17 protein-coding genes are annotated in these 16,538 nt (G+C 37.4%); 8 read left to right on the forward strand and 9 right to left on the reverse strand.

Annotation, left to right across the window (positions count from 1 at the left end):
- Nucleotides 1-2: 2 nt before the first annotated feature.
- A complete protein-coding gene (locus tag AC3WR0_RS18770) occupies nucleotides 3-878 on the forward strand; it encodes an aldo/keto reductase (RefSeq protein ID WP_492553748.1) in 876 nt (291 codons plus the stop codon).
- A gap of 506 nt (nucleotides 879-1,384) precedes the next feature.
- Nucleotides 1,385-2,551: a glucose-1-phosphate adenylyltransferase gene (locus AC3WR0_RS18775; RefSeq protein ID WP_492553749.1), complete on the forward strand. Its 1,167-nt coding sequence runs from the start codon at nucleotides 1,385-1,387 to the stop codon at nucleotides 2,549-2,551.
- A 225-nt stretch (nucleotides 2,552-2,776) separates the two neighbouring features.
- Here AC3WR0_RS18775 and AC3WR0_RS18780 read toward each other — a convergent pair whose 3' ends face one another.
- The gene (locus AC3WR0_RS18780) at nucleotides 2,777-3,505 is read right to left on the reverse strand and encodes a MurR/RpiR family transcriptional regulator (RefSeq protein WP_492553750.1); all 729 of its coding nucleotides are present in this window, start codon (nucleotides 3,503-3,505) and stop codon (nucleotides 2,777-2,779) included.
- Between the two features lie 181 nt (nucleotides 3,506-3,686).
- Between AC3WR0_RS18780 and AC3WR0_RS18785 the strand changes: the two genes are divergently transcribed.
- Both AC3WR0_RS18785 and AC3WR0_RS18790 read left to right on the forward strand, forming a co-directional pair.
- Nucleotides 3,687-5,015, forward strand: a complete 1,329-nt coding sequence (locus tag AC3WR0_RS18785) for a 6-phospho-beta-glucosidase (RefSeq protein WP_492553751.1) — start codon at nucleotides 3,687-3,689, stop codon at nucleotides 5,013-5,015.
- A gap of 306 nt (nucleotides 5,016-5,321) precedes the next feature.
- Complete coding sequence (locus AC3WR0_RS18790) at nucleotides 5,322-5,756, forward strand: YfmQ family protein (RefSeq protein ID WP_492553752.1); 435 nt, start codon at nucleotides 5,322-5,324, stop codon at nucleotides 5,754-5,756.
- A gap of 138 nt (nucleotides 5,757-5,894) precedes the next feature.
- Here AC3WR0_RS18790 and pdxR read toward each other — a convergent pair whose 3' ends face one another.
- The 6 genes from pdxR to AC3WR0_RS18820 all read right to left on the reverse strand — a co-directional run bounded on the left by pdxR (nucleotide 5,895) and on the right by AC3WR0_RS18820 (nucleotide 10,656).
- Entirely contained in the window at nucleotides 5,895-7,331 is a 1,437-nt protein-coding gene (gene pdxR, locus AC3WR0_RS18795; protein WP_492553753.1) for a MocR-like pyridoxine biosynthesis transcription factor PdxR, read from the reverse strand.
- 105 nt (nucleotides 7,332-7,436) lie between these two features.
- Nucleotides 7,437-7,628, reverse strand: a complete 192-nt coding sequence (locus AC3WR0_RS18800; RefSeq protein WP_027319814.1) for a hypothetical protein — start codon at nucleotides 7,626-7,628, stop codon at nucleotides 7,437-7,439.
- A 146-nt stretch (nucleotides 7,629-7,774) separates the two neighbouring features.
- The gene (locus AC3WR0_RS18805) at nucleotides 7,775-8,323 is read right to left on the reverse strand and encodes a GNAT family N-acetyltransferase (RefSeq protein ID WP_492553779.1); all 549 of its coding nucleotides are present in this window, start codon (nucleotides 8,321-8,323) and stop codon (nucleotides 7,775-7,777) included.
- Nucleotides 8,324-8,417: 94 nt separating this feature from the next.
- Nucleotides 8,418-9,401, reverse strand: coding sequence for a bile acid:sodium symporter family protein (locus AC3WR0_RS18810; RefSeq protein ID WP_492553754.1), 984 nt, complete (start codon nucleotides 9,399-9,401; stop codon nucleotides 8,418-8,420).
- Between the two features lie 240 nt (nucleotides 9,402-9,641).
- The gene (locus AC3WR0_RS18815) at nucleotides 9,642-10,088 is read right to left on the reverse strand and encodes a GNAT family N-acetyltransferase (RefSeq protein ID WP_492553755.1); all 447 of its coding nucleotides are present in this window, start codon (nucleotides 10,086-10,088) and stop codon (nucleotides 9,642-9,644) included.
- Nucleotides 10,089-10,092: 4 nt separating this feature from the next.
- Nucleotides 10,093-10,656 carry an MOSC domain-containing protein gene (locus tag AC3WR0_RS18820; RefSeq protein WP_492553756.1) on the reverse strand — a complete coding sequence of 188 codons (564 nt, stop codon included), beginning with the start codon at nucleotides 10,654-10,656 and terminating at the stop codon, nucleotides 10,093-10,095.
- A 342-nt stretch (nucleotides 10,657-10,998) separates the two neighbouring features.
- On the opposite strand from AC3WR0_RS18820, the gene AC3WR0_RS18825 reads away from it, so the two are divergent.
- The 3 genes from AC3WR0_RS18825 to AC3WR0_RS18835 all read left to right on the forward strand — a co-directional run bounded on the left by AC3WR0_RS18825 (nucleotide 10,999) and on the right by AC3WR0_RS18835 (nucleotide 14,098).
- On the forward strand, nucleotides 10,999-12,975 hold the full coding sequence (locus AC3WR0_RS18825; protein WP_492553757.1) for a M6 family metalloprotease domain-containing protein: 1,977 nt from the start codon (nucleotides 10,999-11,001) through the stop codon (nucleotides 12,973-12,975).
- Between the two features lie 130 nt (nucleotides 12,976-13,105).
- A complete protein-coding gene (locus AC3WR0_RS18830) occupies nucleotides 13,106-13,786 on the forward strand; it encodes a DUF421 domain-containing protein (RefSeq protein ID WP_492553758.1) in 681 nt (226 codons plus the stop codon).
- A gap of 99 nt (nucleotides 13,787-13,885) precedes the next feature.
- A complete protein-coding gene (locus tag AC3WR0_RS18835) occupies nucleotides 13,886-14,098 on the forward strand; it encodes a Spo0E family sporulation regulatory protein-aspartic acid phosphatase (RefSeq protein WP_492553759.1) in 213 nt (70 codons plus the stop codon).
- 6 nt (nucleotides 14,099-14,104) lie between these two features.
- Here AC3WR0_RS18835 and AC3WR0_RS18840 read toward each other — a convergent pair whose 3' ends face one another.
- Entirely contained in the window at nucleotides 14,105-14,479 is a 375-nt protein-coding gene (locus tag AC3WR0_RS18840; protein WP_492553760.1) for a DUF4362 domain-containing protein, read from the reverse strand.
- 161 nt (nucleotides 14,480-14,640) lie between these two features.
- On the opposite strand from AC3WR0_RS18840, the gene AC3WR0_RS18845 reads away from it, so the two are divergent.
- Nucleotides 14,641-15,495 (forward strand): DMT family transporter, encoded by an 855-nt coding sequence (locus AC3WR0_RS18845; protein WP_492553761.1) that lies wholly within the window; start codon nucleotides 14,641-14,643, stop codon nucleotides 15,493-15,495.
- Between the two features lie 482 nt (nucleotides 15,496-15,977).
- Here the strand turns inward: AC3WR0_RS18845 and AC3WR0_RS18850 are convergent, their stop codons facing one another.
- The gene (locus tag AC3WR0_RS18850) at nucleotides 15,978-16,463 is read right to left on the reverse strand and encodes a DinB family protein (protein ID WP_492553762.1); all 486 of its coding nucleotides are present in this window, start codon (nucleotides 16,461-16,463) and stop codon (nucleotides 15,978-15,980) included.
- Nucleotides 16,464-16,538: the final 75 nt, after the last annotated feature.

Consider the following 16,538-nt stretch of genomic DNA (forward strand, 5'->3'; position numbering starts at 1 on the left):
CGGTGAATTATACATATTTAGGGAAATCAGAAATTGAAATTCCAGTTATAGGGCAAGGAACTTTTAAGTTTGGTGAAGATCCTGCATCTGCAAAGGAAGAAATTAAAGCGTTAAGATTTGGGATTGAGAATGGACTGACTTTGATTGATACTGCTGAGGGATATGGTAATGGAGGTTCAGAAAGGATTGTTGCTAAAGCTACACAGGACTGTCGAAGCAATGTCTTTATTTCTACCAAGGTTCTTGCCCGGAATTGTTCGTACCAGGGTATTATTGACGCGGCAGAAGCTAGCCTTGAAAGATTAAAGACGGATTATATTGATTTGTACTTTCAGCATTGGCCCAGCAAAGATTATGAAGTAGAAGAAACCATGCGCGGAATGACTTATTTGGTTGAAAAAGGACTTGTGAAAAATATAGGTGTCAGTAATTATACCCCTGAATTAATGGAAGAGGCTCAAAAAGCACTGGGTATCAATGCTTTATCCTGCAACCAGGTAGGCTACCATTTAAATGACCGACGAATTGAAAACAATGTTCTGCCATTTTGCCAGGAGCAGGGTATAACTGTTATGGGCTACTCCCCTTTCGGATATGCACCTGAGTTGTTTGGCGGTCTCGGTTTTCCTCATGAAGGTACAGAACAGAGACGGATCCTAAACCAAATCGGAGCCAAATATGGTAAAACGGCTTATCAGGTAGCGCTCAATTGGATTCTTAGACAAGAAGGTCTCGTAACCATACCTAAAGCAAAAAACATTGAACATATTAAAAGCAATCTGGATGCTATCGGATGGAATCTGTCTCAGGAAGATGTAACACTAATTAATCTGACGTTTCCCAGACCTGCAGAAGGCATGCCTTTAGAAAAATATTAATAATCACTATCCCCCTTTCAAAGGGGGCTTTTTTTATAGAAATAAATGTCCAAGGTATATCACTTTATTTAAACCCCTCGGTCATTTGCTTTCATACTTCATCCCTTTAACTCTCTAATATAAAATTATCCCCCCTTAGCAAAAATGACACATTTGCCTTAAAAGTTTTTGATAAAATTCGACATCTGTATATAAAGTTAAACAGTAAATAACATCAGGTCTTAATTGGCAGGTTGGATTTTTCTATAGATGTGTCGAAATCGGACTGGATTGGTCGTTATTTTTCCGTTTAGTACCAATTAGTGGTTTGTTACAATGGAACACATAATTGCTTAGACACACAACCTAAAGGAGCCAATTGATGAAAATTACTTATGACCTTGAAAAGCTTCAGGATACCCTAACACTGACCTCTGAGGAGGAACTGGAATTAGAAGAGCTTTACTACAAACTTTGGGAAGATGACCGTTTATAGGTCTTTAAAAATACGCCTTGGAGGAACATTCATGACACAAAAACAATGTATTGCTTTGCTATTAGCTGGTGGAAGAGGTTCAAGATTAAAGGAATTAACTCAATATATAGCAAAACCAGCCATTCCCTTTGGAGGAAAGTATAGAATAATTGATTTCACGTTAAGTAATTGCAGTAATTCAGGTATTGATACAGTCGGTGTTCTTACCCAATATCAGCCTCATACCCTGCAAAATTATATTGGTGACGGAAAACATTGGGATTTAAACAGAAGGAATGGCGGAATAACTATCCTTCCTCCTTACCAGTGTGAGTTAGGTGAAAGATGGTACGAAGGAACAGCCCATGCCGTTTTCCAAAACATTCGTTATATTGAAAGCTACAACCCGGAATACGTCCTGATTATATCGGGTGATCATATCTATAAAATGGATTATAGTAAAATGCTTGCTCAGCATAAGGAAACCCAGGCGGATGCAACTATTTCAGTTATTCACGTGCCATGGGAAGAAGCAAACAGATTTGGAATTATGAATGCGGAACCCAATTCCGGCAGAATTGTAGATTTCGAAGAGAAGCCTGAGGATCCAAAATCCAATCTAGCTTCTATGGGGATATATATTTTTAATTGGAAGCTATTGAAAAAGTACCTTGAAAACGAGGAAAATAACCATTTCTCTTCAAAAGATTTTGGGAAAGATATTATCCCTTCCATGATTGGTGATAACCGTGATGTCTATGCCTATAATTATCAGGGATATTGGAAGGATGTCGGTACAATTCCAAGCTTTTGGGAAGCAAATATGGATTTGTTATCGGTTGACTCAAATACCATCCTGCAAAAAGAGGAATGGACCATTTACACCCATGAACAAATTAAGCCTCCTGCTTACATAGACAGAAAGGCCAATCTGGATCAATCTTTGGTAAGTGAAGGCTGCAAAGTGTTTGGAGATGTAGAACACTCTGTTCTCTTTTCCGGAGTGACGATTGGAAAAGGAGCCATAATTAAGGATTCTGTCATTCTGCCTAATACGATAATTGGTGAAAATGCCAAAATTAATCGAGCGGTTATAGGAAGCGGAGCTGTCATCAAGGCCAATTCGAGAGTGGGAGAAGATTCACCATTTAGCGAAATCACTTTAATTGGAGACAACCAAACTGTTATTCCAGAAGCTGTTAAGAACCACGCAGTTTAATTGTTTTAAACTAATGGGTTAACCATTCTCAACAAAAAAAGAAATGCTCTAATTTCTCGTATACAATACAGTTAAATCCGTATCTAAAAGTAGAAGCCCATTTCTTTTGTGATAAAGGAAATGGGCTTTTTATATTGCTATAGGCTCTTTTGGTGAACTTCGTTGTTTATAAAAGCAAAAATTGCGGATCCCATCAGGATTAAACCTTGCTGTTTTTATTTATCCTTATTTTTGAGAAAGTTTATATACTTCACGTGCAATGGCTTCTAAAATGTAAATCACCGGTATTTGGGTCGTTATATTCGAATTATCGTACTTTTCCTCTGTAACATAGTAAGGAATATTTATATCTGAGATTTTGGCAGCTGTACAATATTGTGTATTGGTAATGCTAATAATTTTACTTCCCTCTTTTTTTAATTGATTAATATGAGTAATGGTAAATCGATTCTCTCCCGATACTGACAGTGCAATCGTTGTACTATTATCCAGATATTTAGCACTGATAGGAAAATGGGGATCCTTAATGTAAAGTGAGAACTTCCCTAAGCTTGAGAAATACCTAGCACCATATTCAGCTAAAATACCAGAACTCCCAATCCCAATAAATATAACACTATCTGCATTGGCGATTACTTCCGCAGCCTCCGTAATGTACGAATCAAGATTTCCTTTTAATGTTCTCTCCATAAATTCAGACAGAGAATCCTGTGGACTTCTCAGGCTGGGGGTTTCTTCTTTTTCTAAAAAAAGCTTTAGCTTCACTTTAAACTCGGCATAACCCTCACAATTTAATTTGCGGCAAAATCTTAATATAGTTGAAGTCGATACATGTGTTTCATTTGCTAATTCCCTAATCCGCATGTAAATTACTTTATCGCTGTTTTTTGAAATATAATTATATAATGAAACTTCCAGTTCATTAAAACTGCTAATTTCTTCATTTGAAAACAAAGGAAATGTCCCCTCCCCGAGGCCTATTTGGATTAATCATACCAAAAAACACTGTGTTCCAAAATAGAAACAAATCACATTTAATGACACTCGTACCTAAATCCCCTTTTATACTTACCACTCTTGGTATTTGGATGTACACTTTCATGGAAGCAGTTAAAATAACCGGAGGTGTTCCATCTTGAAAAAAGGGATAAAGATTGTAACGATTGGCGGGGGTTCAAGTTATACTCCTGAACTGGTAGAGGGATTTATTAAAAGATACGATGAACTTCCGATTAGCGAGTTATGGCTCGTTGATATTCCAGCAGGCCAGGAAAAATTAAATATCGTCGGTTCTCTTGCAAAACGGATGGTCGAAAAAGCCGGTCTTCCAATCGAGGTACATTTAACTCTTGATCGCCGTGAAGCCCTTAAAGACGCAGACTTTGTAACAACACAATTCCGTGTGGGATTATTGGATGCACGTGCAAAAGATGAAAGAATACCATTAAAATATAATGTCATTGGCCAGGAAACAAACGGACCAGGCGGATTATTTAAAGGCTTAAGAACAATTCCAGTCATCCTTGATATTTGTAAAGATATCGAAGAACTCTGCCCTAATGCATGGCTAGTAAACTTTACAAACCCGGCAGGAATGGTAACGGAAGCTGTTCTTCGCTACAGCAATATCAAAAAAGTAGTTGGCCTTTGCAATGTTCCTGTGGGTATCAAAATGAGAACAGCTGAAATGCTTGAAGTAGAGGCTGAAAGAGTACAAATTGACTTCGCTGGTCTTAACCATATGGTATTTGGTTTAAATGTGTATGTAGATGGTGTGAGCGTACTTGAAGATGTTATTGAAAAAATGGCGAACCCAGGAAATTCAATGAGCATGAAAAATATTAAAGCAATCGACTGGGAGCCTGACTTCCTTCGCGGATTAAAAGCCATCCCTTGCCCATACCACCGTTACTACTATAAAACAAGTGAAATGCTTGAAGAAGAGACGCGAGCTGCTAATGAAGAAGGAACCCGTGCTGAGGTTGTTAAGCAGGTTGAAAAAGAACTCTTTGAACTTTATAAAGATCCTGATTTAGCTGTAAAACCAACTCAATTAGAAAAACGCGGTGGTGCTTATTACAGTGATGCTGCCTGCAACCTTATCAATTCAATCTATAATGACAAGCGTGATATTCAGCCAGTGAACACAAGAAATAATGGTGCCATATCAAATCTTCCAGCTGATTCAGCAGTTGAAGTTAACTGCATTATTACTAAAGAAGGCCCTCAGCCAATTGCTGTTGGTGAACTTCCAGTTGCAGTCCAGGGTCTTGTCCAGCAAATTAAATCATTTGAGCGTGTAGCCTCAGAAGCTGCAGTAACTGGTGATTATAATACTGCATTACTGGCAATGACCATTAATCCTCTTGTTCCTTCTGACCGAATCGCAAAACAAATTTTAGATGAAATGTTAGAAGCGCACAAAGAGTATTTACCACAATTTTTTCAAACAGTAAAAGCTTAATCATGACAAAAGCCGGGTTCCGAAAGTGGTTCCCGGCTTTTTTTCATCTCAAGAAATCTCCCTTCCTCTCCCTTCCTCCCCTCTTTATTTAAATTGGATGGTATATTTTCAAGAGAAATGGATGGTTAATAATTACTCAGTCAGCGGTAATATATATAAGTGTGATTCAAAACTATACCCTTTTAAATTTAAGAAAAAGTGGTCCCTGGTAAAAGGGGTCTCAAATATTTTCAAAGTGGTATGTTGATATTGGCACCACCTTTCAATGGTGTCTAAATCAAGCTAGAGTTACGGAGGTGATGAAATATGACTTGGGTTGTGGTACTTTCCTTGGTTCTCATAAGTCTTGTGAAAATATTAATGACCTGCATGCCAACAGGTGTTGTAGAATGGCTAATCAACAAATTTAAATTACATGCTGAACTTAATGAAGCAAATGCTATTATATCTATCAACGGAAAACCATTAACAGTTGAAGATAAAAAACAAGTAATCAATTATTTTAACGAAGCTACTTTTTTAGAACGTTATTATATATGGCCCGGAAACGAGGATATGTATTTATATCCAGGGAACGGTGTAACTCCTATAGTTATTGATACAAAAGTAGGGAAAATGGATGCTAGGTTATTGGTGTTCAGCTATGCCGACCATATTGATGTCGTAAAACAATATAAAAAGAAAGTCATTGCCTATAGTGTACTTTCAGATGGCCTCCAAAAAGGGGCAATGTCAGCATAAAAAAACTTGGCGATTAGCTAGCCTTCGTTGAGAGCAGAGCGGTAGTTGTCATTATGCAATAAGAATTTATTGATTTAAATTCTTATTAGCTAAAAAAGACGGTCTTTAAAAGACTGTCTTTTTATTTCTTAATTTATTTTAGGAGGATATTGTAGTAAGAGCATTAGCAAACCTTTTTATTCCTTCATTAATATTTTCTTCCTTTTCCCTTCCGAACGTAAAACGGACAAACCCCTTTTCAGATCCCATAGTGGAACCCGGAACATATATGACTCCTTTTTTAATTGATTCTTCCAGCAATTGTACTTCATTAAACTCTTTTTTAATCCTGCACCATAAATGAATTCCTCCCTGAGGAATGTAAAAATCTACTCGATCCTTTAAAAAGGAATGAAGGCTCTCGACTATTTGGTCTTTTCTTTTTTCAAGCTCACTTACTAAACTTTTAATATGCATTTCAAAATTTTTGGAGTCTAAAAAGTCATTTGCAATCCATTGACTGTAACTGGCATGTCCGAAGTCCACTTGTTGCTTGGCATCAGATAATCTTTCTATAACTGCCCTTGGCCCAATAATCCACCCTATTCTCAAACCTGAAGCGACAATTTTTGTCAGTGAACTAATATATAAAACATTTCCATTAAAATCTTGTGATTTGAGAGTTTGAATTTTTTCACCTGAAAAGGAAGTTAAGCTGTATGGATCATCTTCTACCACTGGAATCCCATATTCTGAAGATAGTTCAAGGACTCTTTTTCGTCGTTCTTCAGCCATTAGTACACCTGTAGGATTTTGGTAAATAGGATTCAAAAATATCATCTTGATACGATGCTTTTTGTATAAATCACTTATATCGTCTGGATTTATACCTTCCTGATCGACTTTTAAATAGTACGTTTTGATCCCTGCTGATTTAAATATCGGCAGATTATAATTATATGATGGATTTTCTATAGCAACTGCGTCTCCGGGTTTCAACAAACATTGAACAACAAGATGCAAAGCTTGCTGAGCTCCAGATGTAATTAAAATAGACGAAGGGTTTGCTTCTATACTGCGGTATCGTTTCACATGGTTAGAAAGAGTTTCCCTAAGAATCGCATTTCCCTGGGGGTGGTCATATCCCAATGTTCCTATAAAGGACCGGTTAGATGTAATCTCTCTTAGGGAACTCATTGGGAAAAGATCTTCAGATAATTCACCGCTTGCTAAATTTATTAGTTTACTTTCCACTGATTTCTGCCTTATTTTTTGAGTAACAGGTAAATTGGGCAAAAACGATCCAGCTTCAATGTATCTATTCCAGCTTGGGATTCGTTTTTTTGTAATTCCCCAAATATCCTTGCTTATTGTTGTGCCGCTTCCTCGGTTTCTTTCGATTAGACCATTTGATTCTAATTCGTCATAGGCAGCAATTACTGTACTTCTATTTATTCCAAGTTCTTTAGCGAAACTTCTTTCTGAAGGTAAAGGTCTATCCGGAGGAAAAGTCCCATCAGCGATCCCATTCTCAATATATCCAGCAAGTTGTTTATAAATTGGTACTCTAGATTCTCTGTCAGGTTGCCAATCCATATGCTACATCCTTCATTTAATATAGGTATTGTTTTACTATAATAACTTATTACTAAATCCAAATAAATAATCTATAGCCTATGACTATAGATTAGACATTCATTCTTAAGTTAACCAAATATAGATTCCTAATGAAGTTAGCGCAAAAAAAATAATCACAGCATAAATTAAGGTTAAGGTAGTAGTATTTTTTTTGGTTGAACTGCTATAGTCTGCATCAGACTTTCCGGTTAATAATAAAGTTGAAACCACAGATAAGATTAATATAAAGATAACCAACCCAAACATAATATCCATGCTGCACCTCTTATATTTTAATCACTTTAATACTTTAATCATATCTTAATGGGGGAATTTTTTAACCATCCAATTTGCACAAAAATCCACCATCCATTTTGAAAATTAACACCTATAAAAAGCCCGCCCAATATGGCTGACTTCAACTATATTTTATTATTCCATTCTTCTGCTAATACTCCATAAACAACATGGTCTACAAAATGATCATATAACCATTCGGCTTGCCGTATCGTTCCTTCCTTTATATAGCCCAGTTTTTCTGGAATGCTTCTGCTTTTTTTATTCCCCGCTGCAGCCCTAATTTCTACTTTATTTAATTTGAGATGCTTAAAGGCATAATCAGTTAAGGCTTTAGCAACCTTGGTCATTATTCCTTTCCGCTGGTATTCTTCCCCCAGCCAATAACCAATATATCCTGTTTTGTTTGACCAATTGATACTATTGAACCCAGCGACTCCCACCACTTCACCACAGAATAAAATAGCGGTAGTCATGCTCTTATTTGCTGCATAACCGTTTTTTGTACCCTGAATGAATTCCTTAGAATCCTCCACTTGGGTTGTAAAATCGAGCCAAGGCAGCCACTCTTTAAGATGGTTCCTGGATTTGTCGGTTAGTTCAAAAATTCTTTCAGCATCATTTAAATCTAGTAATCTTAAAGATAATTCTTGATCAATATTATGTACAAACATCATACACCCCTCCTGTTGGTAACTCACATAAATCTTATTATAAAGAATACTAAAAAAACCACCATGTGCACTTGGCACAAGGTGGTTATATAGATTAAACTCCTTTATTTACTGGCTGCATGTCAGGGGTGATATTTTGATCTGGTTCATTTTTATCTTTCATTCGGCTATAAATATTTGCAAGAACGGAACCGGATAGATTGTGCCATACACTGAAGATAGCACTAGGTACTGCCGCTAATGGCGAAAAATGAGCTGTGGCGATGGCGACACCCAAGCCTGAATTCTGCATACCAACTTCCATTGATACTGCTTTTTGTTTCGCCAGGTCCATACCACACAACCGAGCAAAGAAAAAACCTAATAAAAATCCAAGAAGATTATGTAGGATTACTACTCCAAAAATAAGCAAACCAGTTTGCGCTAGTTTTTCCGCGCTTCCGGCTACCACACCAGATACGATTAACACAATAGCGATAACGGAAACAAGCGGCATTGCTTTTGCTCCGGCTTTTGCTTGTTTTCCAAAGAACTTTTTAATGATAAAGCCAACAAGTAAAGGAACAATGATTACTTGTACGATAGATAAGAATAAGGAAGCTACGCTGATATTAACCCATTTACTTGCAAAAAGCAGGATCAGCAGCGGTGTTACAATTGGAGCCAGAATAGTAGATACAGAGGCAATCGCTACTGCAAGCGCCACATTTCCCCTTGCAAGAAACACCATAACATTGGAGGCAGTTCCACTCGGACAGCATCCCACTAAAATAACCCCTACTGCTACATCCTTTGGTAAATCCAATCCGACCGCCAGCAAGAAGGCAATAACTGGCATGATAACAAAATGCCCGATCACTCCAAGTGACACTTCCTTGGGCCTTTTCAGAACTTCTTTAAAATCAGATAACTCAAGTGTTAGGCCCATTCCAAACATGACAATACCTAACAGAGGAACAATGTAACCTCCCACCCACTTGAAATTCTCTGGCATAAGATAGGCAAGAACAGCAAAGACCAAAACCCATAGTGTAAATGTCTTCCCGGCAAAGCCGCTGATTTTCTCGATTACTCTCATTTAAAACCCTCCAATTAATTTTCTGTTTTTTCTATCAATTAATTTATTTTATTATACTAGTTCAAATATTCTTAAAAATCAATACATTATATAAAAATATTTTGGTGCACGAAATAATGATAGCGCTTACTTAATTGTCCTCTCCCAAACATGAAAAAAAGCTTCCCTTCAAAAAGAAGAAAAGCTTTTCTCAATCTACTATTTTATGTTGCTTGCTCTTATGTAGCTGTTTCTATTAAATTATAAGTTTATATAGTGTGTAGAGTTAGGACGAATCTCGTCTTTATAAAATCCATATGCTATATAAAATTTAGCAGCCTCTGCGGTATGTGTACGTAACACAAGCGTATTAAAATAATGTTTTGCTTCTGAAACGATGGTATTCAATAGAAGTGTTCCTATCCCCTTCCTACGATAAGTATCAGAAACATAAAATCTCCTTAGCCTGCCAACTTTTTCATCCCCCGAAAACGGGTCTATATTCAATCCACCTAGAGCAATCAGGGTACCATGCTGATTAAAGACACCAAATAAAGACTCTCCGTCCTTATCGAAGTTGTTCTCTCCATTTTTATAATCATTTACTAACCGATCAAGAAATCGAAATCCCTTTTCCTTACTTTCCAAAACTAAATGAGAATACTCAATAGCTAAAAGATCTTCTATTTTTTCAACCGTAAGCTCCATCCTATTAGACTACCTCCAATTTTTTAAAAGGCTCTGATGGAAGTTTAACTAATATAGAATCACCTTTCCTTACTTCCCCGCCTTCCAGCACGATTCCCATGATTCCTGATTTACGGATGAGATTACCCTCAGCATCTTTACCCAGAACAGCTTTCATTAGTCCCGGCTGAAAATGGTCTATTTGGGAACATGGGTTTCTCAAGCCCGTAATTTTAACCTGAGCTGTTTGGCCAATAATTAATATAGTATCCGTTGGGAGTTCAAGAAGATTCAATCCAGTTGTTGTAATATTTTCACCCATTTGTCCAGGTTCAATGGTATAACGGTTCCCTAACTCCTCAAATAGTTCTGAGTGAATCAGGTGTACTTGTCTTAAATTAGGCTCTTCTGGATTTTGTGCCACTCGTGATCGATGCTTCACAGTTACACCAGAATGAGCATCTCCTTCAACTCCTAATCCTTTCAATAATTTTATTGAAGTTTGATTGGGCTTACTAAAGGTATGTGTTGCGCTCAAGCTGACAGCTGCGACATTTCCGATAATTGTCCCGTTATTTATTTTCTCCATACTCTTCCCCCAGTGTTTATTTTTTGGTTAATAATTACCCTTTTCCACTGTTTTCTTCCCGGTCCTTCTCTACTCCAAAGATTTCATGTTCTTTTAAATGGTTTTGAATCCATTAAAGTCACTCGTTTCATAAATACTTTAATTCTACAAAAATATAAAACTTCCCTTCAAACTGAGAAATAGTTCTAAACAACTAACATAAAAGCTGCTAAAAAGTAGAATTACTTCTTTAGGATTACGACTGTATACTTATTTTGAAAATTCTGACTTTAATTCACTCTTCACCTCTTCACTTAATGGTAACATTTACTTGTTCATACATATTTTGGAGGGATGGATGTTATGAAGACATTGAAAAAGTCAGTCATTTTTTTGGCAAGTTTTTTAACATTGGCATCTACAGCCTATGCTAAACAGCCAGGATTATCAGAATTTCCGATGCCGGTGGATTCACAGTCATGGGAACTTCCCCGTGATATGACCTGGAATGATTATAAGCCTGTTCCGGGCATCGACTGGAATACATCTGACGTAAAACCTGATCGAGTCATAAGGGGCGCATTAATTCTAGTTGATTTTCCGGACAGACCCTTCATTTTAAGTCAGCAGCCAGGTGCTGAGATTGCCGGTAACCCTATCGGAACAGGGAATATTCCACGTGATCAGATAGGAAATTTTTGGGAAGACTTCCTTAACAAACCTTCGAGTCTTAATCACTATCAAACTGTCAATAGTTATTGGAGAGAGAATTCCTTTGGAAAATGGAAAATTGAATTAAAGTCATTTGGCCCTTACCGTATGGATGGCAATGAGTTTGAATACGGACTGAATGAATTTGGCCAGCTGGCAAATATGCCTTCAGGCTTTAAGGGCAGAAACCTGAGAACAGAAGCTGTTGAAAAAGCTAAGGCGGATATTGCTGCATCAGGCGAAAACTTCGATTTCCGATTTGTCATACATTCCGGTTATGACGAGTCCGGGGTGTGGCAGGAATTTGGTGAAATGATGTTTCAAAATGCTGAATCCGTTACAAATTCCTTCGGCCCCGGCATAACTGGTATGCCAAATGCCGCTAAAACGCGCTATGTTCCATGGACTTCCTGGTATGCAGCGAAAGGGATTTGGTCAAGCGCCGGCGGTGGTACATCCCTACAGGGTGAAAATGATGGCATGGGAACCTTTGCACATGAGTTCGGACATATTATGACCCTTGGTGACAATTACAACAATCCTTATGGAATCCCTGTTTCCCGTTCCTACTCTGGCCCATGGGAATTGATGAGCCGCGGCAGCTTTAATGGTCCCGGCGGTCCTCACACCCGCTGGCAGGTTCCATCCCTTTTAGGCGCATCAGCTCCTTCTCATCATATGCTTCGAAATAAAATCAAACAAGGCTTCCTTACACCCGATCAATATCTAAGCCTAGACCGTGACAAGCTTGCAGAAAGTGGTCCCGTTTTCACTGATATTGTTTCACGTGAGGTCCCGACTGGTAATGCTTTTGAAAGGCAAGGTCTGCATGGCATTAATATAAGCATGGTGGATAACACCCCTGTTAACTCCTTAAATGATGACTGGCGGGCCGATATGCAGCGTGGAGCACAATGGTACAATAACTACACCCTTGAAGTGGTAGACCGGGTTGGCTTTGATTCATTCGAGCCTGATTCAGGTGTATTATTAGCAAAGACAAAAAACACGGAGGCTGCACCAAACATTTGGGTCATCGACTCTCATAAAGATGATATTAATCTGCCTGATTTCAATAGACCAGACGGAACAACCTCTATGTTATCCAAAGGAGATTACCAGCAGCTCGCCGATGGTCTTTTCAAGGCAGGAACCGGTGAAGGAGTTGTCAGCGAATATACTGATGAAAATAACCGGCTCCATTTTTATATCCTAGGGAAAAAACGCGACTCAGCCGGAGCCCTTTCCTATCGGGTTGCAGTCCGTAATATCGACGGTTCAGGTCCATTCGCCAGAGGAGTTCAGGCATTTAATAGCACATCCGAATTTGCAGCTCCTGGAAAGGTCGCCGTCTACAACTTCAATGTAACAAATACCGGAGAAGCGACTGATCTCATCCGTCTTAATGCAAAAACAGATGCTGGCTGGCAATTGCAGCTTCAAAATAATGTAATCGAAGTGGAAGCAGGAAAAACGGTAACTGTTCCAGTGTATGTGAAAATCCCTAAAAACAGCTCCGATGGAGTTCAGCCAGTTCCTACATCACTTACCTTTACTGCCACTTCGGAGACTGATTCAAGTAAAACAGTTAATGTTTCACGCAATGTGGGACCTGGAAACGGAAAATAAATGACTATAGAGAAAAGAGAATGCATATTCGCATTCTCTTTTCTGCTTTTTATGGAACAAGCACATAAAGTATGGGAATCTGAACAATCTATATTAGAAGAAAAAACCTCTTAGATATGGAGAGTTATTTATGGTTATGTACAAAGATATAGCAATCGAACTGATTGTAGGGTTTTTGGCTCTTCTTGTTATATTGAAATTCTTGGGGAAAATTCAGTTTTCACAAATAACCCCTTTTGATTTTATCACTGGACTTGTTATGGGAAATCTGGTTGGAGATGCGGTGTTCGATGATAAGATAGGATTAAAACAAATTATCTTTAGTATTTTTATTTGGGGATTATTAATCTATTTTGTAGAATTATTAACACAAAAATCCTCCTATCTCAGAGCAATATTAGAAGGAAAACCCACCATGTTAATTTATAAAGGACAGATTCTTTATAAACATTTGAAAAAAAACCATATTGATCTTAATCAATTGCAGCATCTTATGCGAAAACAGGGTTATTTTTCTATATATGACGCTGAATATGTGATTTTGGAACGAGATGGACAGATCAGTGTTGCACCAAAATTTGAGTATGGAGCCCCAAGGAATCAAGACTTAAATATTCCAAAGAAAGAAGTTAACCTGCCCTTCGCTGTTATTTTGGACGGGAAAGTAGTCGCTGAAAATCTTAAAGAAGCCGGCCTTGATGAGGAATGGCTTAAAAATCAATTATCTAAGAAAAAAATAAAAGAATATAAAGAAGTGTTATATGCCGAGTGGCAGGAAAGCCAGGGGCTAAAATTAACGAAATATAGCTAATATTTACTTATTTTCACACTGCTTATATATACTTTTCATGTTTCGGTTGGTATAATTTTGTTTTGTGATATATTTAATTCTTTTTAAAGGAGAATCTCTATGAAATATCAAGACACCCTCAAAATAAAAGCATCTGAAGAACTTCGCAAACACATAGAGTTCCTTAGAAAAGAGTTAATAAGGGCTGGTTTAGAACTTGGATTAAACAGCAGCGAAGCTATTTCTATTAGCCAGGAACTGGACAATTACCTGGCTGTTTGCCAGAAATGCTGTCCACAAGAATGCCATCAGAAAACTACAAATATCAGCTAATCTCCTCTATTTATTAGAAAATGAAAGCAGTTCATAATCACCATCAACATTGGTACATTTGGTAAGAATATACTTTTTCAATTCCTCTGTTTTAACCGCCAGTTTTCTGCAGTTATATTTTTCAATAAATTTACCATCTACACTATTCGAAACATGAATGTCATTTCCATTGAACGATAATGTTGTTACACCGTGTTGTCCCTCAATCCCATACTGAACATAATTTATTTTAGCCTCTTTTTGATTCTGTACATTTTCTGCAAATCTATTTAAGCCTTCCAGATTTTCAATATCATTGTGTTTATTTATAACCTCCTCAATATTATTTGAAGAACATCCCACTATTCCTAAAACAATAAGAAAGATCAGTAAAACCTTCATATTCTCACTCCTTTCCTTTTTAGACGCGAACAATTTTTAAAAGTTACTTTTAACTAGATCTGTCTTACTTATTGAATCAATACTTTCCCTGGTACGTTTCTACTGTTTTTGCTATGATTTTCCTAAAAGAATATCACTTCAGTACAGAGGGGACTTATATAATGAGACGCGGGATATCACTGCTTATAATAGCAACACTTCTTTGGGGTGGTAATTACATATGCGGAAGGTTTTTAGGACAGGCATTACCCTCAACCTTACTTAATACTATACGTTGGGCCATTTCTACCTTAATACTGGTAGGAATTATGGCTGTTACTAAAAAGAAATTGCCTATTTTCTCTAAATGGAAGGAACTTCTCGTGCTAGGCTTCTTCGGTGTGTTTGCATTTTCGACCTTGAACTATATGGGTTTAAGATCAATAAGTGCCTCACAGGCTGGTATGATTTCCGCTGGCATTCCTGTTGCAATCTTGATTTTTACACCAATCGTTTTAAAAGAGCAGGTTAAATTAAAAGCCTGGATAGGTACCGTAATATCCATTGCTGGCGTTATAATTTTGCTACTCGGGAAACACCAGGCCCTTTCACAAGGAACAATCATTGGAGACATTGAAATTGTCTTATCGTGTTTGGCCTGGGGATTGTATACCGTTCTCGGAAAACGGTATGGAAAACAGATTGACCCTCTAACAATAACAGCAGGTTCTGCCTTCTATGGTACTATTCTTAGTGCAGTCAGTTGTATTGGCACTGTAAAAACCAATATGATCCACATGTCAACCAACGCTTGGCTCGCAGTTTTTTATGTCAGCACGTTCGCATCAGTAGGAGCTTATTTCTCATGGAACGCTGGTGTAAAAATTGTCGGGGCTGGAAAAGCAGCCCCGTTTATTAATCTGCTTCCAGTGTGGACAGTCCTCTTTGGTGTGCTGTTGCTACATGAACAAATATCTGTGATGTCATTAATCGGCGGAATTATTACGATTATAGGTGCAGTTTTGGCTAGCCTGTGATAATCCTTTCTTTTCAGGAAAATAAGCCATTCTCCGAAAAAATTCGAACGAAAATTATTGACTTCCAACCCTGTATCGCCCAATCAAATTAAAGCATTTTATTATATAATAAGTATAAATTAAGCCTTCAACCAGCCAGTTTGTTTTAGGAACCTTGAAAGGTTCCTTTTTTAATTGATACAGAATATCAAATGGCATTTTTAAAAAAACTAACCTTTTTCAACAAGAAAGCACTTCGACTTACCCGTTTACCATTTCCTTACTAGCCTGGAAGCTCAAAAGCCTTACTGTCTTTGCTATTGGGTTATAATTCGAATAATTTATTTTCTTTCAGTTGGGGAAAGAAAAAGGAAATAATAAGTTCTTGGTTTCAATTTAAAAAATAAAAAACTGCATACTTATATGTGCAGTTTTTTATCAAATATATAAGAGACGGTGATACCCAATAACTTGAATTATGACCTTGTTTCAAACCTACTTTATTAAATTAATTTTCCCTTCAACTCTTCAATCTGAGCAAGATGTCTTTTTTCGTGTAACCCAACAAACGGTATCCATTGTTTTAAACTTAAATCACCAAACACCGGATGCGGAAGGGCCCGTTTTTTTAATAATGAGTTATCAGCATCATTTACCAGTTTAGTTAGGTCTTCTCTTGATTGAGAAAGTTTAATTTTCATTTCTTCAAGAGCAATAAACTCATTGGCAGGAGCCACAAATGATGGCGCGTCTACTTTTGTTGACCGACAAACCGTTAATTCAATTGGCTTGGGATCTACAAACTTCTCCTTTCCAGTTGCCAATTCACGAGAAATTGAATGAGTAATTGCCCGCTCCATTAAATATAGGTGATCTAGCACCTGCATTATCGACCATCTGCCATCTTCGAACTGCTCATTCAATTGTTCATTAGAAAGACCTCTCACAGATATTAAAATTTCTTGTCTAATTTTATTATTTTCTTCCATAGCCTGTTCACACTCCTTCCAGAGTTATAATTTTTTCAATTTCTAAAAGGACTTCCCTGATTAAATTAGGAAGGC

Source organism: Neobacillus sp. FW104-15D2 (assembly GCF_058790155.1).